The sequence below is a fragment of the Aeromonas sp. CU5 genome, from assembly GCF_002586745.1.
Lineage (GTDB): Bacteria > Pseudomonadota > Gammaproteobacteria > Enterobacterales > Aeromonadaceae > Aeromonas > Aeromonas sobria.
The window spans coordinates 2,821,857-2,843,809 of record NZ_CP023817.1; the positions used below are offsets into that span (position 1 = coordinate 2,821,857).

A 21,953-nucleotide genomic window follows, 5' to 3' on the forward strand; every position below is an offset into this window, starting at 1 on the left:
GGCTTTGCTCCACCCACCAGATGTGACTATCAGGCAAACAAAGGAGATGTTATGAGCAGTCCGTTTATCGAGCAGATCAAAGCACGTCGTACCATCTATGCCCTGGGCGACCAGGTGTCCCATACGCCGGAACAGCTGACGGCCCTGATCCAGGATGCCATCAGGCACAGCCCCTCCTCCTTCAACTCCCAGAGCTCTCGCGCCGTCATTCTGTTTGGCGCCCAGCACCACAAGCTGTGGGACATCGTCAAAGCCGAGCTGAAAAAGATTGTGCCGCCGGAAGCCTATGCCCAGAGCGAGGCCAAGGTGGATGGCAGCTTCCGCGCAGGCTTTGGCACAGTGCTGTTCTTCGAGGACACCGACATCATCAAGGATCTGCAGCAAAAATTTGCGCTGTATGCCGACAACTTCCCCGTCTGGTCAGAACATGCCACCGGCATCGCCCAGTTTGCAGTCTGGACAACCCTGGCTCAGGAGAAGATCGGCGCCTCCCTGCAGCACTACAATCCGCTGATCGATGAGGCGGTACGCAAGGAGTGGAATCTGCCCGCCAGCTGGCTGCTGCGCGCCCAGATGCCCTTTGGCAGCATCAAGCAAGCCGCCGGTGACAAGACCTTTATCGACGACGCCAGCCGTTTCCGCGTGTTCAAATAACGGTTGAGATAGCAAAACGCCCCCGTCAATCGGGGGCGTTTTTATTGCGGCAGGCAGTGCTGATGGCGATGGCTCATGCCGCAATATGCCGCCGCCGCGCGCGATCTGCGACGCTCAGGCGGGCAGCGTCACCAGCAGGGACTCGTCTTCCCCCAACTCCACCTTCACCTCGCGCCAGTCGCGGATCACCGCCACCACTGCCGGATTGAGTGGCTCCTCACCCCCTACCTGCACCACGGTGCAACCTGCGCGCAGGGCGCTCTCGATACCGGCCGGCGCATCCTCGAACACCAGACAGCGAGCAGGCGAAACGCCAAGCCGTTCGGCGCCAAGCAGATAGGGTTCGGGATCGGGTTTGCCATTGCTCACCGCTTCAGCCCCCACCAGCACTGCTGGCAGCGGCAAATCGGCACAACTCAGGCGGTGGCGGGCAACCCGCTCACTGGCGGAGGTCACGATGGCCCAACGCTCTGGCGGCAAGCGGCGCAGCAGCTCGCCAGCTCCGGCGATGGCATCGCCGCCGGTATGTTCCATCTCCAGCTCGTCGAGCCGCGCGGCCTCCCGCTCCACATCCAGTTGCGGAGCGAGCGCCCTAATCACCTCCCGCGAGCGCATGCCGTGGCACATCGCCAGCACCGGCTCGGGGGCAAGCTGGTGATGCTGGCACCAGAGCCGCCACACCTGCTCCACATCGCCGGTCGAGCAGACCAGGGTGCCATCCATATCGAGCAACAGGGCGGATACCGACAAGGTGATGTTACTCATGTCGGCGCTCATTTCTGTTCTCAGATTGGCACTCATGCAATCACCCCGGCCCGCTCGGACGCAGCACCAGAGAGGGCATCGGCAAAGGCCTGCTGCTGGGCGGCACGCTCGTAACAGGCCAGCGCTTGTTCGGCACTGCCAGCCCACACCGGCAAGGGGCCGACCACAAACCCCTGTTGCAACAGGCTGGCAAGCAGCTCCCCCGTCTCAGGTGCTGCCAATGGCTGGGCCAGCACCAGCGTGCCCTTGATCAAAAAAAGATAACGTTGAGTCGACATGATATGGCTCCTTGTTTCAGGTCTGAGGGAGCCGCGACTCCCTTTACCGGACCATTAGAACAAGGCGATTAGATAATTTATAATCAATAAATCGCCACTTTGGATAACCAATTGGAATGAAATTCGACCTGAGGCAACTGCAGGCGTTTGTGACGCTGGCCGACACCGCCAACTACCGGGAAGCCGCCACCCGCCTGTTCATCACCCAACCGGCCCTGACCAAGCAGATCCAGGGGCTGGAGCAGGCGCTCGGCAGCACCCTGTTCAATCGCGGTCGCCACGGCGCCGAGCTGACGGCCATCGGCGCCCAGCTACTCACCCAGGCGAGTGCGCTGGTCGAACATGGCAAGGGATTTGAGCGCCATGCGCTGGCACTCGCCAGCGGCGTGGCAGGGCGGCTCAAGATTGGTTTCGGCCTGTCGAGCTTTGCACTGGCTCCCTCGCTGGTAGCCCGCTTCAAGCAACAGGTTGCCAACGTCATGGTCCATCTGCAGGACATGCCCTCCGCCATCCAGCAGGAGCAGCTACTCTCCGGCCAGTTGCAACTGGGCTTTATGCGCCGACCTGACACCCCTCAGCTGCAGGAACACCGGCTACTGACCGATCAGCTGGTTCTGGCGGTGCCGACCCGAATGACCACGCCCGATCCGGCCGGATTCGATCTCCAGCAAGCCTTGGCCAGCCAACCGCTGCTACAGATGGTCGGCCACCGCTGTCCCGGTCTCAGCCAGCAGATCGCCGGTTTTCTCGGCGCCAACCGGCTGACCGGCATGATCCAGGAAGCCGAGGATATCCAGACCCTGGTAGCGCTGGTGGCGGCTGGCATCGGCAACGCCATCCTGCCCCGCAGTGTCAGCTTTATCGCCGGCCCCGATGTCACCCTCTATCCCCTCTCGGGCCCCTGCTCAGAGTGGGAGATCAGCATGGTATGGAACCCAGGTTTTGCCGATCCCATCCGGGATCACTTCATCCAGTTGGCCATTGCGAGCCAGCCCACCCCGATTGCGGCACTGCCCGAACGTTGAGACTCGTAGATCTTATTTAAAACCGTGTTCTCCCTTAAAACAGTGCGCCCCCATAACGGGGGCGCAGCATGAATAACAGGAGGCTCTCAACAACTGACACAGTGGCTGCGATTTTTCCCTGCCCCCTTGGCGCTATAGAGCGCCACATCAGCGGCTGCCAGCAGCGCATTTTCACAATCCAGCGGATGCTCTGCCGTATACGTGGCAATGCCAATACTGGCGCTGACTTGAATATTATCTGCCACCACGATGTCGAGATCGTTGATGGCCTGACGGATCTCCTCACCAAGTTGCAAGGCTGCAGCACTGTCGGTATTGCCAAGGATCAGGGCAAACTCGTCGCCCCCAAAGCGGCAAGGCAAATCGGCCGGACGCTTGCAAAAAGATTGCAACAGATGGCCAACCAGTTGCAAAGAACCATCCCCCATCTGATGGCCCAGATGGTCATTGCACGCCTTGAAGTTATCCAGATCAACCATGATGAGGGAGAGCGGGGTCTGTTCACGCATGCTGCGGCGCCACTCACTGTGCAAAAAGCTGTTGAACAGTCGCCGGTTGGCCAGCCCGGTCAGAGGATCATGCAAGGAGAGTTTTTCAACCTCCTGCTCCAGTAACTTGCGTTCAGTGATATTGATGTGCGCGATGGCATAAAACTCGGCTTCAACGCCGATCACCTTCGCCACCCGCATCATGAACCAGCGCTGGGCGTCAGGGCTGTGGCATGGATACTCCAGATAGAAGGTCTCCTGATCGCGGCTAAGCACCCGCCGGATCCCCTCCACCGCACTCCGGGCCAGAGGTTCATCTGACCCGTCACACACCCCCATGTAGTTAACGCCAAGCCAGTTATAGCCCTTGGGCATGCCGTTTTGTTCCGCAAATCTGTCCCAGGCCAGGTTGGTGTAATGGATCACCCCATCCCGATCGATCACCGAGATCTGATCCTCCAGCGAATCCAGCAGCGCGGCCAGATAATGGGATCGCTCGGCGAAGCGAGTCGGCAACCCCTGTATCTCATCCACCATGGTGGCCATCCTGTGGCAAAAGTGGCGAACTGCCACCTATTAACAATTGAATCAGCAGATTGAGTGAAGCACCCAAATGCCACTTAGCCAACTGAGACCACAGTTTGTGATGCAAGACGATCCGGCAAGATTCCAGCCCACAATTCCATGCCGAAAATCAAATGAAATACCTGTTATTTATCAATCCAATAAGTGGGCGCTAATGACCACACCACTGGTTTTCACAGGGAATACCATCCCCCTCCCCATCCATCTTGGTGTTCGGGCAGTTTTGCAAAAACCAGGTTGCCTCTTCGCAGGAGGTCATCTGGGAGCAATGCTGTCGGCCATCGCACTGGTAGCGTTGGGCCGGTGGCAATGAGACCTCACTGAGGCCGCTGTCACTGCCGCTAACAGAGGAGGTCGGCCAGGGGTCCTGCGACTCGGCCGAGAAGCGGGAATAGATGGAAAAGAGACCGGCGAGCACCAGCAGGGGAATGAGCTTGCCGCGCCAGCTGCTCTTGCGGCGCCGGTAGGAGTTAATTCGCGGTCTGGTCGCGGTGGGCTGTGGCGGCTGACTTGCCGCCCGAAATGATGGCGCAGCTGATGATGTGAGAGCTCGCGCGGCCGATGGCCCGACATCAGCCAAAGTGAGCGGGCGCTCGGGGAAAAACACCTGCAGCGCCCTCGGTTTGCCATCCTGATCACTGCCGATCAGATAAGTGACTCGCTCCCCTTTCTCGGGCAAGCGACCATCTGATTGCAACGCCGTGACATGCACAAACAACCCTGTACCACGCTCTCCTGCGGTTGCCGGTTCGGCGCCATCTTGCTCCGGCGTAATAAACCCGAAGCCGCGCGCCTCGTTCCAGCTCGCGATTCGACCTTGATAACGCATCTGTCCATCCTTGTAACTATCCATCCGAGCACCAAATCGCCCTAACAAAGCACCCGCGCAACCGCTGGCAGAGGGTAAAACGAGGGGGCAAGATAAAAAATACGAAGGGCATCAAGTTGGCAATCGCTACGTCATGGCCTCATGCCCCGCCTCTCTACTAAACCAACCCCAGTGCGTAGCGCAACGCCATCTCCTTGAGCGGGCCCGCCTTGTCCGCCAGATTGAGGGCCAGATTGCGGGCCAGCTTGAGGGGGCCTATCTCGTTGCTGAACACCCCGTAGAAGAGATCCATTCCTGACTGCATCAGCAGGTTGTCGGGGCGACGACGGCGCTCATAACGGGTGGCCAGTGCCAGCTGATGCCAGTCGGCGCCAGCCCCTTGCAGCAGATCAGCCCAGCAGGCCACATCCTTGAAGCCAAGGTTGACCCCCTGCCCCGCCAGCGGGTTGATGGTGTGGGCGGCATCGCCGAGCAGCACCACCCGACCGGCGTGGTAGTCGTTGGCGTGGCGGCGCACCAGCGGGAAGCTCCCCTTGCCAGTGACGGTGAAACCGCCGAGGCGACTCGGAAAGTGGCGGCGCACTTCGGCGGCCAACCCTTCGTTGCTCATGGCGGCCAGCGCCCGGATGCGGGCCGGGCTGTCATACCACACCAGCGAACCATGCTGGCCTGGCAGCGGCAGGAAGGCACGCGGGCCGCTCGGGGTGAACTGCTGCCAGGTGATATCTTCCTGCCCGAAGTCGGTGTCGATATTGATCAGCATGCAGTGCTGGCGGTACTCGAAGCGCGATACGCCGATCCCCGCCAGTTTGCGGGTGTGGGATTCGGCGCCGTCGCAGGCCAGCACCCAGCGAGCAGCCAGCTCGGTGCCGTCATCCAGGGTCAGTACCGCCTCGTCTGCGCTCTGGCGCAGGCTGGTCACCGCCGCTGGGGTGTGGGTCTGGATATTGGGGAAATCTTCCATCCGTTTGAGCAGGGCGAGCTGCACCAGCCGGTTCTCGATGATGTAGCCGAGCTGGGGCAGGCCGAGATCGGCGGCGCTGAAGCGGGTGGCAAAGCCATCCAGCTCCCAGGTCTCCAGTCGGCGGTAGGGGCAGAGCCGCATCTGTTGCAGATGTTGCCAGGCACCGGCCTGCTCCAGCAGCGCCACCGAGGCCTGACTGATGGCGGAGACCCGCAGATCCAGCGGCTGCGCTGGTGCGTAATGCTCCGGCAGGCTAGTTTCGATGACCCGCACCGAGAGGCCCTGTGCTGCCAGCAGACAGGCGGTGGCGGCGCCCACCATGCCGGCGCCGACGATGGCGATATCACACTGTTCCATACATTTATTCCTGAAAGGGTGCGTCCGGCGACAACGCCCGGACGTGAACCGGATGGCAACATGATAGCGCAAGGGCGCCTGATAAACAGTGAGGCAAACGGGGAATTGCTGCGTCAAATCAAGGAGAAAGCTTATTGAGCTCACGGGCAACAGGTATCGGGTGAGCACCATTGCCAGCTGGATATTAGCTAGGCAGTATCCAGATTGCGGAGTAAAATGCGCGGTCCTTTGACCATGCCGATTTCAACACAAGTCAAGAGAAGCAATGAGCAAGAAACTTCACATTAAAACCTGGGGTTGCCAGATGAACGAGTACGACTCGTCCAAGATGGCCGACCTGCTGGATGCCAGCAATGGCTACACCCTTACCGAAGAGCCCGAAGAGGCAGATGTCCTGCTGCTGAATACCTGCTCCATCCGCGAAAAAGCGCAGGAGAAGGTGTTCCACCAGCTGGGTCGCTGGAAAAAGCTCAAGGCCAAAAAGCCCGGTCTGGTGATCGGAGTAGGTGGCTGCGTTGCCTCTCAAGAGGGCGACGCGATTCGTCAACGCGCTCCCTATGTGGATATCGTGTTCGGCCCGCAGACCCTGCATCGCCTGCCCGCCATGATCAAGCAAGTGCAAGAGGGCCGTGGCGCCCAGGTTGATATCGCCTTCCCCGAGATTGAAAAATTCGACAATCTGCCGGAACCGCGCGCCGAAGGGGCCACCGCCTTTGTCTCCATCATGGAAGGCTGCTCCAAATACTGTACTTACTGCGTGGTGCCCTACACCCGCGGTGAAGAGGTGAGCCGACCCCTCGACGACGTGCTCTACGAAATCGCCCAGCTCGCCCAGCAGGGTGTGCGCGAAGTGAACCTGCTCGGTCAGAACGTCAACGCCTGGCGTGGCCCGACCTTTGATGACGGCATCTGCACCTTCGCTGAGCTGCTGCGTCTGGTGGCCGCCATCGACGGTATCGATCGTATTCGCTACACCACCAGCCACCCGATCGAGTTCACCGACGACATCATCGAGGTCTACAAGGACACCCCGGAAGTGGTCAGCTTCCTGCACTTGCCGGTGCAGAGCGGCTCTGACCGCATCCTGACCATGATGAAGCGTCCGCACACCATCCTCGAATACAAGTCCAAGATCCGTCGCCTGCGCGCCGTCCGTCCCGATATCACCATCAGCTCCGACTTCATTGTCGGCTTCCCGAACGAGACGGATGAAGACTTTGAAGCCACCATGAAGCTGATCGAAGAGATCAACTTTGACATGAGCTACAGCTTTGTCTTCAGCCCGCGCCCGGGCACCCCGGCCGCCGACATGCCCGACGATGTCGACATGGAAGTGAAGAAAGCCCGTCTGGCCCGTCTGCAGCACGTCATCAACAATCAGTCGATGCAGATTGGCCGTGCCATGCTGGGCTCGACCCAACGTATCCTGGTGGAAGGGCCTTCCAAGCTCGACCCGATGCAGCTGTGTGGCCGCACCGAGAACAACCGGGTGGTCAACTTCGAAGGTCAGCACACCCTGATCGGCGGCTTTGCCGACGTGGAGATCACCGAGGTTCGCCCCAACTCCCTGCGCGGCAAATTCATCCGCGGCGAGAGCGAGATGAACCTGCGCATCGCCACCGCCCCGAGCGAAATCCTGGCCCGCCGCCCGGACAACGTGCCGGACGAGCTGGGCGTGGCCGCCTTCACTCCCCATTAATCCCCTCCTCCCCATTCGCTCGGCGAATGGGGAGTGCCTTGAAACGAGGATATTGTGAGCCGACATACCGCGACCCTGAATCTGCATCTGGAGCCCGCCGACAATCAGCGCCTTGCCAGCCTGTGCGGCCCCTTTGATGACAATATCAAGCAGCTGGAGCGCCGCCTCGGCGTCGAGATCAGCTACCGTGACAGCCACTTCCAGCTGGCAGGTAAACAGGCCCAACTGGATGCTGCCGCCGTCATCCTCAAGCACCTCTATGTGGAAACCCAGCCCCTCAAGGGTGGCAAGGTGACCGACATCACCCCCGACATGGTCCATCTGGCCATTTCGGAGTCACGGGTACTGGAGCAGGATGACGAACCGGCACCAAGCACCCCCTATGGCAAAGAGGTGACGGTCAAGACCAAGCGCGGTCTCATCAAGCCGCGCAGCCCCAATCAGGCGCAGTACATCGCCAATATCGTCCGTCACGATGTCAGCTTTGGCATAGGCCCGGCAGGAACAGGCAAAACCTATCTGGCGGTCGCGGCAGCGGTAGATGCGCTGGAACGTCAGGAGGTCCGTCGTATCTTGCTGACTCGCCCGGCGGTGGAAGCGGGCGAGAAGCTCGGTTTCCTGCCCGGCGATCTCTCCCAGAAGGTGGATCCCTATCTGCGCCCGCTCTACGACGCCCTGTTCGAGATGCTGGGTTTTGAGCGAGTCGAGAAGTTGATGGAACGCAACATCATCGAAGTGGCGCCGCTTGCCTACATGCGGGGCCGCACCTTGAACGATGCCTTCATCATTCTCGATGAGGCCCAGAACACCACCACCGAGCAGATGAAGATGTTTCTGACCCGCATCGGCTTCAACGCCAAGGCAGTGGTCACCGGCGACATCACCCAGACTGACCTGCCCCGCCACCAGACATCCGGCCTGCGCCATGCGCTGGACGTGCTGCAGGGTGTCGAAGGGTTGTCGTTCAACTTCTTTGAATCAAAGGACGTGGTACGCCATCCGGTAGTGGCTCGCATAGTACAAGCCTACGAGGCGTTCGATGCCCAGCAGGCAGACGCGCTGGCGGCCAAAAAATCCCATAAAGAGAGTGCCCAATGAGTGTGATCCTGGATCTGCAGCTGGCCAGCGCCAGCACCGACGGCCTGCCCACCGAAACCCAGCTGCAAGGCTGGCTCGACGGCACCATCCTCGGCTTCCAGCAAGAGGCCGAAGTGACGGTGCGCATCGTCGATGAGGCTGAGAGCAACGAACTCAACCTCACCTATCGCGGCAAGGACAAGCCCACCAACGTGCTCTCCTTCCCGTTCGAGGCACCGCCCGGTCTGGAGCTGCCGCTGCTCGGCGATCTGGTGATCTGCCGTCAGGTGGTGGAACAGGAAGCAAACGAGCAGAACAAGCCCCTCATGGCCCACTGGGCCCACATGGTTGTGCACGGCAGTCTGCATCTGCTAGGTTATGACCATATCGAAGATGAGGAAGCCGAAGAGATGGAGCAGCTGGAACGCGACATCATGCAGGAGCTCGGTTTTGCCGATCCTTATCTGAACGACGAAGAGTAAAACGCAGCGTTAAGGGGGGACAGTCATCGCCTTGAAACAGCAGATGACTATCCTCATATCATTCAAACAATCCCACATGTGTTGAAGCGAGTAACCAAGAGAAAAAATGACCGACGATCACCCTAGTACCGGCTCGCCGAAGAAAACCTGGCTCGACAAACTCAGCCAACTCTTCCAGGGCGAGCCAAAAGACCGCAATGATTTGGTAGACGTGATAGCCGATGCCGAAGAGCGAGACCTCATCGATCAAGACACCAAAGACATGATCGAGGGGGTGCTGGAGATCGCCGAGCTGCGCGTGCGCGACATCATGATCCCCCGCTCCCAGATGGTGACCATCGAGAAATCCCAACCGGTGGACGAGATCCTGCCGGTGATCATCGAGTCCGGTCACTCCCGCTTCCCGGTGATCAACGAAGACAAGGATCATGTGGAGGGCATTCTGCTCGCCAAGGATCTGCTCCCTTTCGGGTTTGGCGGCCATCACGCCAGCGAGCCGCTACAGCTCGAAAAAATCTTGCGCCCCACGGTGATCGTCCCCGAAAGCAAACGGGTTGACCGTCTGCTCAAGGAGTTCCGTGAAGAGCGCTACCACATGGCCATCGTGGTCGACGAATTTGGTGGCGTCTCCGGTCTGGTGACCATTGAAGACATACTGGAACTTATCGTTGGCGAGATTGACGATGAGTTTGACGACATCGAGGATGAGCCGGACGAAATTCGCCGCCTCAGCAAGCGAGTCTTCTCCATCAGCGCGCTGACCGAGATCGAGGATTTCAACGACTTCTTCGGCACCAAATTCAGCGACGAAGAGGTGGATACCGTCGGCGGTCTGGTGATGCACGCCTTCAGCCACCTGCCCAAGAAGGGCGAGGAGATCGAGCTGGACGGCTACCTGTTCAAGGTGATGCATGCCGACCGACGCCGTCTGCAGCAGCTGCAGGTGAAGATCCCCGAGCACCACGCGGCGGCGCAATCCGAGCCGCAGTAAGCAAATCCGCTCGATGTGTGAAACAACGCCCCGGCCTCGGGGCGTTGTGCTATCTGCAACCGGCATCGAGGCTCGCCGTTAATCCTCTTACAGGTTAAGATAGCGGCCATTCGACCCCAGTTGCACACCAAGACGAGCACAATCGCCCGTGAAATCATCGCCCGTTACATCAAGAATCCTGTTGAGCCTCAGCGCGCTGGCCTGTGGCGCCATCGCCGTGCTGGCCTTCTCCCCCTTCGGCTACTGGCCGCTGGTGATCCCCTCCCTGCTCGGCCTCTACGCCATGCTGGACAAAGCCACGCCGAAACAGGCCGCCTGGCGCGGTTTTGGCTACGCCATGGGACTCTTTTTGCCGGGGCTGTGGTGGATCCACGTCAGCATGACCGAATTTGGCGGCATTCCGCTGCCGGTCGCCTTCGTGCTGCTGGCCGGGCTCTCTGCCTATCTGGCACTCTACCCGACGCTCGCTTGCTGGGCCTTCGCCCGCTTCTTTGGCGGCCGGCACTGGAGCCGCTGGCTACTCGCCTTCCCGGCCCTGTGGTTGGTGGCTGACTGGCTGCGCGGCTGGGTGATGACCGGCTTCCCCTGGCTCTGGTTTGGCTATAGCCAGATCGATGGCCCCCTCAAGGGCTTCGCCCCCATCCTCGGGGTACAGGGCATCACGCTGGCACTGTTGTTCTGTGCCTCCGCCATCTGGCTGGTGTGGAAATCCCGCTCGCCACTGTGGCTGGCGGTACCTGCCCTGCTGGTTGCCGGTGCCCACGGCCTGATGCAGCTCAACTGGGTCACCCGTGGCGAGCCGGTCAAGGTGGCGCTAGTGCAAGGCAATATCGCCCAGTCCCTTAAGTGGGATCCGGAGGCGCTGGCCCCCACGGTGCGCACCTATCAGGATTTGAGCCGCGAGAATCAGGATGCCGACATCATCGTCTGGCCGGAGTCGGCGATCCCGGCCATCGAGAAGGCGATGGGCCCCTATCTGGAGAATCTGGACAAGGCGATGAAGGTGAACGATACCGGCCTGCTGGCGGGGATCATCCACTACGACGAGCAGCAACAGCGCTTCTACAATACCGTGCTCGGCATGGGGGTGCAGGATGCGGATGGCAAGGAGTCCTACTTCTACAGCCACCCCAACCGCTACAACAAGTACCACCTGCTGCCCATCGGCGAGTTCGTGCCGTTTGAAGATCTGCTGCGCCCCATCGCCCCCTTCTTCAACCTGCCGATGTCCTCTTTCAGCCGGGGTGACGAAGTGCAGCCCAACCTGATCGCCAAGGGGCTCAAGTTCGCCGCCGCCATCTGCTACGAGATCATCTTCCCGGAAGAGCTGCGCCGCAACGTCAATGCCGATACCGACTTCCTGCTGACCGTCTCCAACGACGCCTGGTTCGGCACCAGCATCGGCCCCTGGCAGCATATGGAGATCGCCCGGATGCGCGCGCTGGAGCTGGCTCGTCCGCTGCTGCGCGACACCAACACCGGCATCACTATCGTTACCGAGATCGACGGCAGCATCATCGGCCAGATCCCGCAGTTTGAAGCGGGTGTGCTGCGCAGCGAGGTGCGTCCCGCCCACGGCGAGACCCCCTACCTGCGCTTTGGCAGCTGGCCCCTCTACGGCCTGACCGTGCTGCTGCTGGGTCTGGCGCTGGCGCTGCGTCCCAAGGCCCACCCCTGGGCCCGCGAGCTGTAGCGCCAACCCGCAATCCCCGATAAACAACGAGGCGCCCGCAGGCACCTCGTTTTTTTCTGTCATCCCCTCACAGGGATATGCCGGAGAAGGACATAAAGCCGAGGGACATCAGCCCCGCCACGATAAAGGTGATACCGATGCCCCGCAGCCCCTCGGGTACATCAGCGTACTTCAGCTTCTGGCGCAAACCGGCCATGGCGACAATGGCCAGCAGCCAGCCGAGCCCGGAGCCCGCGCTGTAGACCAGCGACTCGACGAAATCGTAATCCCGCTGCGCCATAAACATCACCCCGCCAAAGATGGCGCAGTGCACCGTCAACAGCGGCAGATAGATGCCGAGCGCCTGATAGAGGCTTGGAAAGTACTTGTCGAGCACCATCTCCATCACCTGCACCAGCGCCGCCAGCACCCCGATATAGATGATGTAATCGAGAAACCCCAGATCGTATTCGCCGAAAAAGGTACTGCCTGCCCGCAAGATATGACGGAAGATCAAATTGTTAAGAGGAATGGCGATCACCATCACCACCAATATCGTCATACCGAGGCCGAAGGCGGTGTTGATGTTTTTCGAGACGGCCAGAAAGGTACACATCCCCAGAAAAAAGGCCAGGGCGAGGTTCTCGACAAAAATCGAGTGAATAAACAGGTTGAGGTAGTAGTCCATAGGTGTGCTCACCAGGTGTTTGCGCAAAGAGAAAGTCTGCCTCTGGCCAAAAGCCAGCAGCATGGACAAAGCAACAGGAAGGGTGGACGCAGCACCGGATGATAGACCGCAGGCAGCAGGTGTCAGCCTGCCCCGTCAGTCAATCAGGAGCGTTCAACAGCAGTGTGAAAACCTGGATGTGCGCCCGCCAAGAGGGTGAACTAGTCGCCGTGGCAGAAGCGAAATTGCAGATGATGGCCGAGCAGTTGCCGTCGGTGCAGATAACCAAAGTGGCCGCAGGCCTGTATGACATAGATCAACGGCACAAAGAACAGTAGACCGCAGAGCAGGCCAAGGATGTCGTGCTGGAACCAGGCCAGCACCATCTGATAACGCTCGGAGTGAGTGGCCCCTTCCAGCCGCCGCCCCTGCTCGAAGCCGAGTCGCCACTGGGAGGCAGGAGGGAGGCTGACGCTGTTGGCCAATCCCTGATCGGATTGCTCATGCAGTTGCATCGAGACCCTCTGCCCAACCGACGCCTGATGAGGCGTTGCAGTGATCCCTACCGCAGCGAAAGCGGCAAACCACAGCAGGCTGGCGATAGCGAGGGCCATCGCCCAGCTCGATAGGCGGCCAGAGGGTGGCAAAGAGTCAGTCCCGTTCAAATAGCAAAATTACGCAGGGATAAATGTACCACAACGCCTCTTTTTCTTGAATTTTAAACCATATAAATCGACACAAAACGATACTTAAAACTCTCTTAATCAGAAAGCCAGCAATTAAAAAACACCATCACAAAGCGGCAAACTCACGCCCCGGGCCACAGTAAAACGGCCACCCGAGGGTGGCCGTCATTTTCAGCAGAATAGCGTGGCTGTAGGGCTAGAGACCGGCCGCATCCAGATGCTCCACCAGCAGCTGCACGCTGCGGTTACCACGCCACTCGTTGACATCGAGCCGGTAGACCAGCCGCACCTGTTTCACCGAGGCATCGGGCCAGCGCTTGAGATCGACGCCGAAAGCAATTGCATCCACCGCATAGCCAGAATCGGTAGTCAGCATCAGCTTGAGGTGCTTCTCCCCCACCAGCCGCTGCTGCACCAGCACAAATTCGCCGTCAAACAGCGGTTCGGGGAACGCCTGACCCCAGGGGCCAGAGGCGCGGATCAGCTCCGCCAGCTCGAGGTTGAGCTCGTCCGGCAGCAGCTCGCCGTCGGTGAGCAGCACCCCGGTCAGCAGCTCGGGGGTTACCAGTTCGCTGATGACCCCCTCGAAGGCGCGGCCGAAGGCCTCGATATTGGCCTTAGCCAGCGTCAACCCCGCCGCCATGGCGTGACCACCAAACTTGCCCATCAGGCCGGGATGGCGGGTATCGAGCAGTTCCAGCGCATCGCGCAGGTGCACGCCGGGGATGGAGCGACCGGAGCCCTTGAGCTCAGTCTCACTACTCTCGGCAAAGGCAATGACCGGGCGGTAGTACTTCTCCTTCACCTTGGAGGCCACCAGCCCTACCACCCCCTGATGCCATTCGTTACGATGCAGCACTATGCCGGAGGGCACTTCACCATCGCGAAAACGGATCTGCTCCAGGGTGGCGAGGGCCTCCTGCTGCATCCCCTGCTCGATCTCCTTGCGCTCCTGATTGAGGCTGTCCATCTCGGCCGCAAGCTGGCGCGCCAGATTGAGGTCGTCACTCAGCAAACAGGCGACCCCGAGGGACATGTCATCGAGGCGGCCCACCGCGTTGAGGCGCGGCCCCAGCGCGAAACCGAGGTCGGCGGCGGTGAGGCGGCGACCATCGCGGCCCGACACATCCACCAGCGCCTGAATGCCGGGGCGGCAACGGCCGGCCCGGATCCGCTGCAACCCCTGATGGACCAGAATACGGTTGTTGCCATCGAGCGCCACCACGTCGGCCACCGTGCCGAGGGCCACCAGATCGAGATAATCCGCCACATTGGGAGCACGCAGCCCTTGCAGCTCGTACCAGCTGAGCTGGCGCAGGTGAGTGTTGAGGGCCGCCATCAGGTAGAAGGCTACCCCGACCCCGGCCAGCGACTTGGAGGGGAAATCACAGCCGTGCTGGTTGGGATTGACGATGGCATCGGCGTCAGGCAGCTCCTGACCCGGCAAATGGTGATCGGTAACCAGTACCTGCATGCCAGCCGCCTTGGCCGCCGCCACCCCGGCGATGCTGGAGATGCCGTTATCTACCGTGATCAGGAACTCGGCGCCGCGGGCCACCGCCAACTCGACAATTTCAGGGGTAAGGCCGTAGCCGAACTCGAAACGGTTAGGCACCAGAAAATCGATATGACGCCCCCCCATGGCGCGCAGGGCCAGCACGCACAGGGCCGAGCTGGTGGCACCATCGCAGTCGAAGTCACCGACGATGAGGATCCGTTTCTGGGCGGTCAGGGCATCCGCCAGCAGCGGCACCGCCTGCTCCATGCCATAGAGGCGCTGGGGCGGCAACAGCTGGCTGGCGCTGCGTTCCAGCAGGGCGGGATCGTCTACGCCACGGCTGGCGAAGATTTGGCGCAGCAGAGGATGCAGGGTGGCAGGCAGATGGGAATCATCAACTTTCGGACGACGGCGAACTTGCAGGGGCTTCGGCATAGTGATCCAGTATTTTTAGCAATTGCTCAGGGCTTTGGTAACCGCGAACCAGATTCCCGTCAGAAGAGACCCAGGCAGGCAATACCTTGACCCCCAACCATTTGCTCAGGCCAATATTTTGAATAAGGGTCTCACTACATTCCTGTTGAGGCAAATAAGCTTTGAAGGGGGAATTTTTCAGCAGGGGGTCGCTGCACCAGTCGGCAGCCTGTGCCGCATGCTCAATCACAGGGTACAGCTCGACACTGATCCCTAATGCCTGCAAATGTTGTAACGTCGGAGCAAACTGCCGTCTTCTCGCCTCATGTTCACCGAGAAACAGCGCGACTCGATGACGCTCATCAGGAGCCTCAAGCACAATGGGCGCATAGCTCACCTGAGACAAACCCAGTCGACGCTGCTCTCGCAGGCCTGAAACGGTCAGATTTTTCATGTCATGGGCCATATCCAGCATGATGCCCTGAACAACGTAGTCCCCTTTGGCATCGCTGTAGAGCACCCCCTGGGAAGTGCCGAGCATGTATAGCCCGCTAATCGGTGTCTGCTCGACCAGATAGACCGCTATCCCCAACCGGGTTGAGATGACCTCTTTCAAGGCGTGGGGGTCCATCCCGGCTCTGGCACAAAATGTGAACAGTAGCATCATTCCCAGTAGTAAATACTTCACTGGATTACTCACATGGTATGAATGAATTGACCCAGCAAAGTACAGCAGCATAGTTTATTATTCAATCCGCTAATCACCAAAAAATTAATACCGGACTGTACCAAAAAATAATGGCCCGCAGATTGCCAATCAAAGCCAACCCCAGCAAGCTGGTCACGACGACAGGAATAACGCGGCCTCGCCTCCGTTTTCCTGATAAAGCAGCGTCCCCTGTTCAGGGGCGATCCATGCGCTATTTTGTTTAATTTCGGAGGATATTATGAGTTTGATTCAAGAGTTCAAAGCCTTTGCCGCCCGCGGCAACGTGATCGACATGGCGGTTGGTATCATCATTGGTGCCGCCTTCGGCAAAATTGTCTCCTCTTTTGTCGGTGACGTGATCATGCCGCCTATCGGTCTGATCCTGGGTGGCGTGGACTTCAGCGACCTGGCGGTCACCCTCAAGGCCGCAGAAGGAAGCACACCCGCAGTGGTCATCGCCTACGGCAAATTCATTCAGACCATCATCGACTTTCTGATCATCTCCTTCGCCATCTTCATGGGGCTGAAGGGGATCAATACCCTCAAGAAGAAGCAAGAAGAGGCCGCCGCCCCCGCCGGTCCTACCAAGGATCAAGAGTTGCTGAGCGAGATCCGCGATCTGCTCAAATCCCAACAGGGGAAATAAGCGCAATCTCCTGTCGTGTAATGCCAAAAAACCGCCTGCTGGCGGTTTTTTATTTTGACAGACTCGCGCACCGGCTCAGGCTCTGGGATGGTGTTCACCGTGCAGCGCCTTGAGCCGCTCGTTAGCCACATGGGTGTAGATCTGGGTGGTGGAGAGATCTGCGTGACCCAGCAGCATCTGCACCACCCGCAAGTCGGCGCCGTGGTTGAGCAGATGAGTGGCAAAGGCGTGACGCAGGGTATGAGGTGACAACTCACCATGGATACCCGCCCGCAGGGCATAGATCTTGATACGGTGCCAAAAGGTCTGGCGGGTCATCATACGGGCCTGCTTGGAAGGGAACACCACATCCGAGCTGGTGCCCCCCAGCAGCAGAGTGCGGGCCTCCCGGTAGTAACGCTCCAGCCAGTGCATAGCCTCCTCCCCCATCGGCACCAGCCGCTCCTTGTTGCCCTTACCCACCACCCGCACCAGCCCCTGACGCAGGCTGACATGCTCGGCGGTGAGCCCTACCAGCTCGGAGACCCGCAGCCCGGTGGCGTAGAGCAGTTCAAGCATCGCCTTGTCCCGCAGCTCCAGCGGGTCGTCCACCAGCGGCGCAGTCAGCAGCGCGTTCACCTCGGCTTCGCTGAGATCGGAGGGCAATTTTTTCGGCAACTTGGGCCCCTCCAGCAACACGGTCGGGTCATCGCTGCGCAGCTTTTCGCGGTTGAGATACTGATAGAAGCGGCGCAGGGCCGAGAGAAAGCGGGCGGTGCTGCTCGCCGCAAACAAGTGATCCACCCGCCATGCGAGGTAGTGCTGGAGCTCGTCCATCCCTGCCAGCAGCAGAGAGCTGCCCTGCTCGTCGAGCCAGAACGAAAATTTTTCCAGATCGCTGCGATAGGAGCTGACCGTGTTGTCAGACAATCCCCGCTCCAACCAGAGGGCGTCGAGGAAGGGTTCAATCAGGGGATGGGGGTCGGGCTTGCTCATGGTGCGCTGTAATCAGGAGAACGATGGCCCATTGTAACGCGCCAACTCCTTGCAAAGACAAGGCACTTTCATTGGAAAGATAAGGCCCTTGTGGCAAGCCCCTTGCCGGGCGGTGAAGGTCGAATGGCAATCTGCTAGACTGGCGCCCTCCCCTTACGTTACCCATCGTGTTGCCAACATGGCGCAGCCCACACGAGCAAGCGAGAAGGCGCCAAAAGCAAGCGAGAAAGCGCCAACAGAGAGAAGAGCGATGAAGATTGGTCTGTTTTACGGTTCCACCACCTGTTACACCGAGATGGCTGCCGAGAAGATCCGCGCCCTCATCGGCCCCGAGCTGGTGGATATTCACAATATCAAGGATGTCTCCCTACGCCGGATGGAGGATTACGAGATCCTGATCCTCGGCATCTCCACCTGGGATTTCGGCGAGCTGCAGGAGGACTGGGAGTCCCGTTGGGAAGATATCGTTGATCTCCATCTGGAGGGACGCATCGTCGCCCTGTTTGGCCTCGGTGATCAGCTCGGTTATGGCGAATGGTTCCAGGATGCCCTCGGCCTGCTGCACGATCAGCTGGTGCCCAAAGGGGTCAAGCTGGTGGGCTACTGGCCCAACGAAGGGTATGAGTTCGACGCCTCCAAGGCGCTGATCGACGATGGCCACCACTTTGTCGGGCTGGCGCTGGACGATGCCAATCAATATGACCAGACAGATCCGCGCATCGAGCAGTGGGTCGAGCAGATCCTGAGCGAAATCCACGCCCTGCTCTGACGCCTTCTTCCTCCTGCCCGGGTGGCCACTTGCCCTGTGCTATGGCCACCCGGGCGCAGTAATCGCACCGATTTTCTCAATCGGTATCATCGCGTGACCCTATAGCGACTTTTTTGTGCTGGTCTGCAACAATGGACTCGACATCCCATAACAATCCGAGCCGGGTGTCGGAAGCAAACAGACAGACCAGAAAAGGATATTCTATGACTCCATTCTCCCTGTTGGCACCCGCTATCGCCCGTGACGTGCTCGATCACGCACTGGCACTGGGTGCCGATTTCGCTGAGCTGTTTGTGGAGCGCAAGCGCCGCAGCCAGCTCAGCCTGCTCTCCAGCCAGATAGAGAACATCAGCGGCGGCCTCGATTTCGGCATCGGCGTACGCCTCTGCTACGGCTACAAGGTGCTCTACGGCTACACCAATCTGGCCAGCCGCGACGAGCTGCTGCGCATTGTCACCCTGCTGGCGGCCAAAGACCGCCGTGACCCCGTGGTGACCGCCACCGCCTTCGATTTCACCCGCTTGACCGACCGCAACCCGGTGGCACTGCCGCTGTCGGCCGACAAACTGCTGGAGCAGAAGATTGCCTACCTGCACGCCATGGATGCGGTGGCGCGCGCCGAGAGCGACAAGGTGAGCCAGTTCTCCGGCAACGTGCTGGGGTGGGAGCAGGAGGTGGAGATCTTCAACAGCGAAGGAGTGCAGGTGAGCGATCGCCGCCACTACAACCGCATCATGGCCCAGACCATCGCAATGGAAGGGAGCGAGCAGAGCGTCGGCTACGAGGCGCCGGGCGCCCTGATGGGCTGGGAGCATGCCGAGCGCATCGATCCCCGCGAGCTGGCCCTCACCGCCACCCGTCAGGCACTGGTGAAACTGGGTGCAGCCCCCTGCCCGAGCGGCACTCTGCCGGTGATCATGGAGAACGGCTTTGGCGGCGTCATCTTCCACGAGGCGTGCGGCCACCTGCTGGAGACCACCTCTGTGGCCAAGAAGGCCTCGGTATTCCACGACAAAATGGGCCAGCTTATCGCCAATCCGGCGGTCAGCGCTGTGGATGAAGGGCTGCAAGGCAACGTCTGGGGCTCCATCAACGTCGATGACGAGGGGATGGCGACCCAGCATACCCAGCTCATCAAGGATGGGGTGCTCACCGGCTTTCTGGTGGACAGAATGGGCGCCCTCAAGACTGGCTACACCCGCACCGGCTCGGGTCGGCGTGAATCCTACAAGTACGCCCCCACCTCGCGCATGCGCAACACCTATATCGAGCCGGGCAACCACAGCCTCGACGATATGCTGGCCACCGTCGAACACGGCATCTACGCCAAGAAGATGGGGGGCGGTTCGGTACAACCGGGTACCGGCGAGTTCAACTTCAACGTGCAGGAGGCCTACCTCATCGAGCACGGCAAAATAACCAGACCGCTCAAGTCGGCCACCCTGATCGGTACCGGCCCGCAGGTGCTGAAAGAGATCTCCATGGTGGGCAGCAATCTGGCGCTGGCCGCCGGCATGTGCGGCTCGGTCTCGGGCTCGGTCCCCACTTCGGTGGGCCAACCCGCACTCAAAGTGGACAACATTCTGGTGGGAGGGAACGCCTGATGAGCCAACTCGACATGAACCTACTGCTCACCCGCCTGCTGGATAAAGTGGCTGATCTCGGTGCCGAAGCAGACATCATCGCCAATCAGGAGAAAGCCTTCTCCCTCAAGGCAGACAAGGGCGAACTCGGTGAATACAAGGTGACCAGCAGCCAGCAACTCGGCATTCGCCTGATAAAAGAGGGTCGGGTCGGCATCGCCTACTCGGAATCCCTCGATGAGCTGGCGCTGGATGCCATGCTGCAAGATGCGCTCGATGCCAGCCGCTTTGCCAAGGTGGACGCAGATCAGCGCATCTCGGTGACCAATAGCCGGATCACCACAGATTGCGCCGAGATCAACCAGCCCGATACCACGCCGGTTGAGGAGAAGATCGCCCTGGCCCTGCGCCTGGAGTCTGACATGCTGGCCATGCCCGATGTGAGCGGCGCTCCCTACAACAGCTTCTTCGAAGGAGAGAGCCGCCTCTGGCTCGCCAACAGTCAGGGCACCCTCTGCCAGCACGGCGAGTTCAGCGTTGGCTGCTACACCTCGGCGCTGGTCGAACGGGATGGCCGCCAGTCGATGCACTCGCAGGGGCAGTATGGCCGTCGCTTTGACGAACTGGATAGCCAGCAACTCATCGACCAGATCTATGCCGTCGCCAGCGACCTGCTGCCGGGTGAGGCTGTGCCGGGTGGCCGCTACAGCGTCATCTTCAGCACCAACTGCTTCGCCAGTCTGTTTGGCTGCTTCCAGGGGGCGCTGTCGGGCAAGTGGGCACAACAGGGGATCAACCCCTGGCGCGACAAGGTGGGGCAGAGTGTCGCCTCCCGCTGGCTCACCCTGGAGAGCCGGGTCTACATGTCGGGCGGCATGAGCATCAAGGCATTTGATGGCGAAGGCGCTGCCACCTCGGATCTGCTGCTGATTGGCGAGGGGGAGCTGAAAACCCTGCTCCACAACAGCGCCACCGCCCGCCACTTTGGCGTCGCCAGCAACGGCTCGGCCGCCCGCGGTGCCCGCAGCGCCCTCGATGTCACCGCTCGCCATCTGGTGTTTGGCGCGGGCCCCCATAGCGAAGCGGAAGTGCAGAGCGGCGATTATCTGGAGCTGGTCAAGCTGGACGGTCTGCACTCCGGTGCCGATGCGGTGAGCGGCGACTTCTCCTTTGGCGCGTCGGGCTTCCTCTGTCGCGATGGCGTACGGCTCCAGCCGGTGCGTGGCATCACGGTGGCGGGCAACTTCTACCGCCTGCTGGGCGAGCTGGAAGCGCTCGGTGACACCTTGTACCACAACGACGGCAAAGGCTTCTACGCCCCGCTTATCCGTTTTGGCGGTCTCTCCGTCGCGGGCAAGTAATCCCGCCCATCAATAGATCAATAGATCAATAGATCAAGAGAGAGAGGCGCCTGACGGCGCCTCTCTCTCTTATTGGCAAGCAGAGTGTCGATATCTCTGGCGTAATGGACGATTACACTGCGCTAATCGTCCCTACCGGTCGGTAGATGAACCTGATGATACGGCCACTCAAGGCGAAAGCGGCTCGCGGTGATACTCGGCGCAACCACACTCGGGGCAGGTATCGAGCTGTTGGGGATGCAGCACGGTATGGCGCCAGCCACACTGGTCACACACCATGACCCCGAGCCCCACCCAGTCACCCGCCTCATAGACTCCCTTGTGCTCCAGCTCGTCAGCCAGCTCCCGCCACTCCACCTGGGCGCGGTCGGTCACATCTGCCAGCCAGGACCAGGCGGTGTCTTTGAGGGCCAGCATGAAAGCAGACTCTTCAATCTGCTCGCTATCGTCATGGCGCCCCTCGTCATAGTTGCCCAGATCCCGCTTCACGTACTCAGCGATCAGGGCCAGCTCGTCCTGAGTCAGGTCGCTAGCGGCCTCCAGATAGGCCTGCACCTTGGCAATCATCCGGTTGAGGCGCTCCCCCTGGAACTGTTCAGTCTCTTGCCACTGTTTTTGCAGCTCGGCAATGAAGGCTTCGTACCCTTTTTGACGTTTGTCCATGGCTGTTACTCCTCTACTAAACCCTGATCTGGCCCGGCTTAAGGCCCGAGGGACGCTGGCGGTTGTTGCCGCCGCAGGATATGGGTATTCTATTGCGATTTCCCAGCTGATTTATC

The 21,953-nt window shown here is 60.2% G+C and carries 22 protein-coding genes; 11 read left to right on the forward strand and 11 right to left on the reverse strand.

Annotated elements, in window-relative coordinates; all coding sequences use genetic code 11:
• Nucleotides 1-51: 51 nt before the first annotated feature.
• A complete protein-coding gene (locus CK911_RS12425) occupies nt 52-654 on the forward strand; it encodes a nitroreductase family protein (RefSeq protein WP_098970285.1) in 603 nt (200 codons plus the stop codon).
• 114 nt (nt 655-768) lie between these two features.
• Here CK911_RS12425 and CK911_RS12430 read toward each other — a convergent pair whose 3' ends face one another.
• Both CK911_RS12430 and CK911_RS12435 read right to left on the reverse strand, forming a co-directional pair.
• Nucleotides 769-1,419: an HAD-IA family hydrolase gene (locus CK911_RS12430; protein ID WP_098970288.1), complete on the reverse strand. Its 651-nt coding sequence runs from the start codon at nt 1,417-1,419 to the stop codon at nt 769-771.
• A 32-nt stretch (nt 1,420-1,451) separates the two neighbouring features.
• On the reverse strand, nt 1,452-1,697 hold the full coding sequence (locus CK911_RS12435) for a hypothetical protein (RefSeq protein ID WP_098970290.1): 246 nt from the start codon (nt 1,695-1,697) through the stop codon (nt 1,452-1,454).
• Nucleotides 1,698-1,813: 116 nt separating this feature from the next.
• Here CK911_RS12435 and CK911_RS12440 point away from each other — a divergent pair, with 116 nt between their 5' ends.
• Nucleotides 1,814-2,722, forward strand: a complete 909-nt coding sequence (locus CK911_RS12440; protein WP_098970292.1) for a LysR family transcriptional regulator — start codon at nt 1,814-1,816, stop codon at nt 2,720-2,722.
• An 86-nt stretch (nt 2,723-2,808) separates the two neighbouring features.
• Here the strand turns inward: CK911_RS12440 and CK911_RS12445 are convergent, their stop codons facing one another.
• From CK911_RS12445 to CK911_RS12455, 3 genes are all read right to left on the reverse strand, one after another.
• On the reverse strand, nt 2,809-3,747 hold the full coding sequence (locus tag CK911_RS12445; RefSeq protein WP_098970294.1) for a sensor domain-containing diguanylate cyclase: 939 nt from the start codon (nt 3,745-3,747) through the stop codon (nt 2,809-2,811).
• A 199-nt stretch (nt 3,748-3,946) separates the two neighbouring features.
• On the reverse strand, nt 3,947-4,624 hold the full coding sequence (locus tag CK911_RS12450) for an excalibur calcium-binding domain-containing protein (RefSeq protein ID WP_098970296.1): 678 nt from the start codon (nt 4,622-4,624) through the stop codon (nt 3,947-3,949).
• 157 nt (nt 4,625-4,781) lie between these two features.
• Nucleotides 4,782-5,945 (reverse strand): FAD-dependent monooxygenase, encoded by a 1,164-nt coding sequence (locus tag CK911_RS12455; RefSeq protein WP_098970299.1) that lies wholly within the window; start codon nt 5,943-5,945, stop codon nt 4,782-4,784.
• 265 nt (nt 5,946-6,210) lie between these two features.
• Here CK911_RS12455 and miaB point away from each other — a divergent pair, with 265 nt between their 5' ends.
• The 5 genes from miaB to lnt all read left to right on the forward strand — a co-directional run bounded on the left by miaB (nt 6,211) and on the right by lnt (nt 11,887).
• Nucleotides 6,211-7,644: a tRNA (N6-isopentenyl adenosine(37)-C2)-methylthiotransferase MiaB gene (gene miaB / locus CK911_RS12460; RefSeq protein ID WP_042022841.1), complete on the forward strand. Its 1,434-nt coding sequence runs from the start codon at nt 6,211-6,213 to the stop codon at nt 7,642-7,644.
• 54 nt (nt 7,645-7,698) lie between these two features.
• Entirely contained in the window at nt 7,699-8,742 is a 1,044-nt protein-coding gene (locus tag CK911_RS12465; protein ID WP_042022840.1) for a PhoH family protein, read from the forward strand.
• The gene (gene ybeY, locus CK911_RS12470; protein WP_042022838.1) at nt 8,739-9,203 is read left to right on the forward strand and encodes an rRNA maturation RNase YbeY; all 465 of its coding nucleotides are present in this window, start codon (nt 8,739-8,741) and stop codon (nt 9,201-9,203) included. Before CK911_RS12465 ends, ybeY begins: the two co-directional genes overlap by 4 nt.
• Nucleotides 9,204-9,309: 106 nt before the next feature.
• On the forward strand, nt 9,310-10,194 hold the full coding sequence (gene corC, locus CK911_RS12475) for a CNNM family magnesium/cobalt transport protein CorC (protein ID WP_042022837.1): 885 nt from the start codon (nt 9,310-9,312) through the stop codon (nt 10,192-10,194).
• Between the two features lie 148 nt (nt 10,195-10,342).
• Nucleotides 10,343-11,887, forward strand: a complete 1,545-nt coding sequence (lnt, locus tag CK911_RS12480; RefSeq protein ID WP_098970301.1) for an apolipoprotein N-acyltransferase — start codon at nt 10,343-10,345, stop codon at nt 11,885-11,887.
• A gap of 67 nt (nt 11,888-11,954) precedes the next feature.
• Here lnt and nqrE read toward each other — a convergent pair whose 3' ends face one another.
• The 4 genes from nqrE to CK911_RS12500 all read right to left on the reverse strand — a co-directional run bounded on the left by nqrE (nt 11,955) and on the right by CK911_RS12500 (nt 15,762).
• Nucleotides 11,955-12,554, reverse strand: coding sequence for an NADH:ubiquinone reductase (Na(+)-transporting) subunit E (nqrE, locus tag CK911_RS12485; RefSeq protein WP_068978107.1), 600 nt, complete (start codon nt 12,552-12,554; stop codon nt 11,955-11,957).
• 200 nt (nt 12,555-12,754) lie between these two features.
• Nucleotides 12,755-13,147 (reverse strand): hypothetical protein, encoded by a 393-nt coding sequence (locus tag CK911_RS12490; protein ID WP_253860324.1) that lies wholly within the window; start codon nt 13,145-13,147, stop codon nt 12,755-12,757.
• A gap of 268 nt (nt 13,148-13,415) precedes the next feature.
• On the reverse strand, nt 13,416-15,152 hold the full coding sequence (recJ, locus tag CK911_RS12495; protein WP_098970303.1) for a single-stranded-DNA-specific exonuclease RecJ: 1,737 nt from the start codon (nt 15,150-15,152) through the stop codon (nt 13,416-13,418).
• The gene (locus tag CK911_RS12500) at nt 15,112-15,762 is read right to left on the reverse strand and encodes a disulfide isomerase DsbC N-terminal domain-containing protein (RefSeq protein WP_098972646.1); all 651 of its coding nucleotides are present in this window, start codon (nt 15,760-15,762) and stop codon (nt 15,112-15,114) included. Before CK911_RS12500 ends, recJ begins: the two co-directional genes overlap by 41 nt.
• Before the next feature lie 316 nt (nt 15,763-16,078).
• Between CK911_RS12500 and mscL the strand changes: the two genes are divergently transcribed.
• Entirely contained in the window at nt 16,079-16,486 is a 408-nt protein-coding gene (mscL, locus tag CK911_RS12505; RefSeq protein WP_042022829.1) for a large-conductance mechanosensitive channel protein MscL, read from the forward strand.
• Nucleotides 16,487-16,561: 75 nt separating this feature from the next.
• On the opposite strand, the gene xerD is transcribed toward mscL, so the two are convergent.
• Nucleotides 16,562-17,461 carry a site-specific tyrosine recombinase XerD gene (xerD, locus tag CK911_RS12510; protein WP_098970305.1) on the reverse strand — a complete coding sequence of 300 codons (900 nt, stop codon included), beginning with the start codon at nt 17,459-17,461 and terminating at the stop codon, nt 16,562-16,564.
• A 250-nt stretch (nt 17,462-17,711) separates the two neighbouring features.
• Here xerD and fldB point away from each other — a divergent pair, with 250 nt between their 5' ends.
• The 3 genes from fldB to CK911_RS12525 all read left to right on the forward strand — a co-directional run bounded on the left by fldB (nt 17,712) and on the right by CK911_RS12525 (nt 21,174).
• The gene (fldB, locus tag CK911_RS12515) at nt 17,712-18,230 is read left to right on the forward strand and encodes a flavodoxin FldB (protein ID WP_042022826.1); all 519 of its coding nucleotides are present in this window, start codon (nt 17,712-17,714) and stop codon (nt 18,228-18,230) included.
• Nucleotides 18,231-18,433: 203 nt separating this feature from the next.
• Nucleotides 18,434-19,834 (forward strand): TldD/PmbA family protein, encoded by a 1,401-nt coding sequence (locus tag CK911_RS12520; protein WP_098970307.1) that lies wholly within the window; start codon nt 18,434-18,436, stop codon nt 19,832-19,834.
• Complete coding sequence (locus tag CK911_RS12525; protein ID WP_098970309.1) at nt 19,834-21,174, forward strand: TldD/PmbA family protein; 1,341 nt, start codon at nt 19,834-19,836, stop codon at nt 21,172-21,174. The genes CK911_RS12520 and CK911_RS12525 overlap by 1 nt, the downstream gene beginning before the upstream one ends.
• Nucleotides 21,175-21,342: 168 nt before the next feature.
• Here the strand turns inward: CK911_RS12525 and CK911_RS12530 are convergent, their stop codons facing one another.
• The gene (locus tag CK911_RS12530) at nt 21,343-21,837 is read right to left on the reverse strand and encodes a zinc ribbon-containing protein (RefSeq protein WP_042022821.1); all 495 of its coding nucleotides are present in this window, start codon (nt 21,835-21,837) and stop codon (nt 21,343-21,345) included.
• Between the last annotated feature and the right edge of the window lie 116 nt (nt 21,838-21,953).

Excerpts from the sequence above, each read along its gene's own strand:
- ybeY (WP_042022838.1), top strand. The coding sequence starts at position 8,739 with ATGAGTGTGATCCTGGATCTGCAGCTGGCCAGCGCCAGCACCGACGGC.
- miaB (WP_042022841.1), top strand. The coding sequence starts at position 6,211 with ATGAGCAAGAAACTTCACATTAAAACCTGGGGTTGCCAGATGAACGAG.
- CK911_RS12525 (WP_098970309.1), top strand. The coding sequence starts at position 19,834 with ATGAGCCAACTCGACATGAACCTACTGCTCACCCGCCTGCTGGATAAA.
- CK911_RS12445 (WP_098970294.1), bottom strand. The coding sequence starts at position 3,747 with ATGGTGGATGAGATACAGGGGTTGCCGACTCGCTTCGCCGAGCGATCC.
- CK911_RS12490 (WP_253860324.1), bottom strand. The coding sequence starts at position 13,147 with ATGGCCCTCGCTATCGCCAGCCTGCTGTGGTTTGCCGCTTTCGCTGCG.
- xerD (WP_098970305.1), bottom strand. The coding sequence starts at position 17,461 with ATGAGCAAGCCCGACCCCCATCCCCTGATTGAACCCTTCCTCGACGCC.
- fldB (WP_042022826.1), top strand. The coding sequence starts at position 17,712 with ATGAAGATTGGTCTGTTTTACGGTTCCACCACCTGTTACACCGAGATG.
- CK911_RS12450 (WP_098970296.1), bottom strand. The coding sequence starts at position 4,624 with ATGCGTTATCAAGGTCGAATCGCGAGCTGGAACGAGGCGCGCGGCTTC.
- mscL (WP_042022829.1), top strand. The coding sequence starts at position 16,079 with ATGAGTTTGATTCAAGAGTTCAAAGCCTTTGCCGCCCGCGGCAACGTG.
- corC (WP_042022837.1), top strand. The coding sequence starts at position 9,310 with ATGACCGACGATCACCCTAGTACCGGCTCGCCGAAGAAAACCTGGCTC.
- CK911_RS12440 (WP_098970292.1), top strand. The coding sequence starts at position 1,814 with ATGAAATTCGACCTGAGGCAACTGCAGGCGTTTGTGACGCTGGCCGAC.
- CK911_RS12520 (WP_098970307.1), top strand. The coding sequence starts at position 18,434 with ATGACTCCATTCTCCCTGTTGGCACCCGCTATCGCCCGTGACGTGCTC.
- nqrE (WP_068978107.1), bottom strand. The coding sequence starts at position 12,554 with ATGGACTACTACCTCAACCTGTTTATTCACTCGATTTTTGTCGAGAAC.
- CK911_RS12530 (WP_042022821.1), bottom strand. The coding sequence starts at position 21,837 with ATGGACAAACGTCAAAAAGGGTACGAAGCCTTCATTGCCGAGCTGCAA.
- recJ (WP_098970303.1), bottom strand. The coding sequence starts at position 15,152 with ATGCCGAAGCCCCTGCAAGTTCGCCGTCGTCCGAAAGTTGATGATTCC.
- CK911_RS12455 (WP_098970299.1), bottom strand. The coding sequence starts at position 5,945 with ATGGAACAGTGTGATATCGCCATCGTCGGCGCCGGCATGGTGGGCGCC.
- CK911_RS12430 (WP_098970288.1), bottom strand. The coding sequence starts at position 1,419 with ATGAGTAACATCACCTTGTCGGTATCCGCCCTGTTGCTCGATATGGAT.
- CK911_RS12435 (WP_098970290.1), bottom strand. The coding sequence starts at position 1,697 with ATGTCGACTCAACGTTATCTTTTTTTGATCAAGGGCACGCTGGTGCTG.
- CK911_RS12425 (WP_098970285.1), top strand. The coding sequence starts at position 52 with ATGAGCAGTCCGTTTATCGAGCAGATCAAAGCACGTCGTACCATCTAT.
- CK911_RS12500 (WP_098972646.1), bottom strand. The coding sequence starts at position 15,762 with ATGGACCCCCACGCCTTGAAAGAGGTCATCTCAACCCGGTTGGGGATA.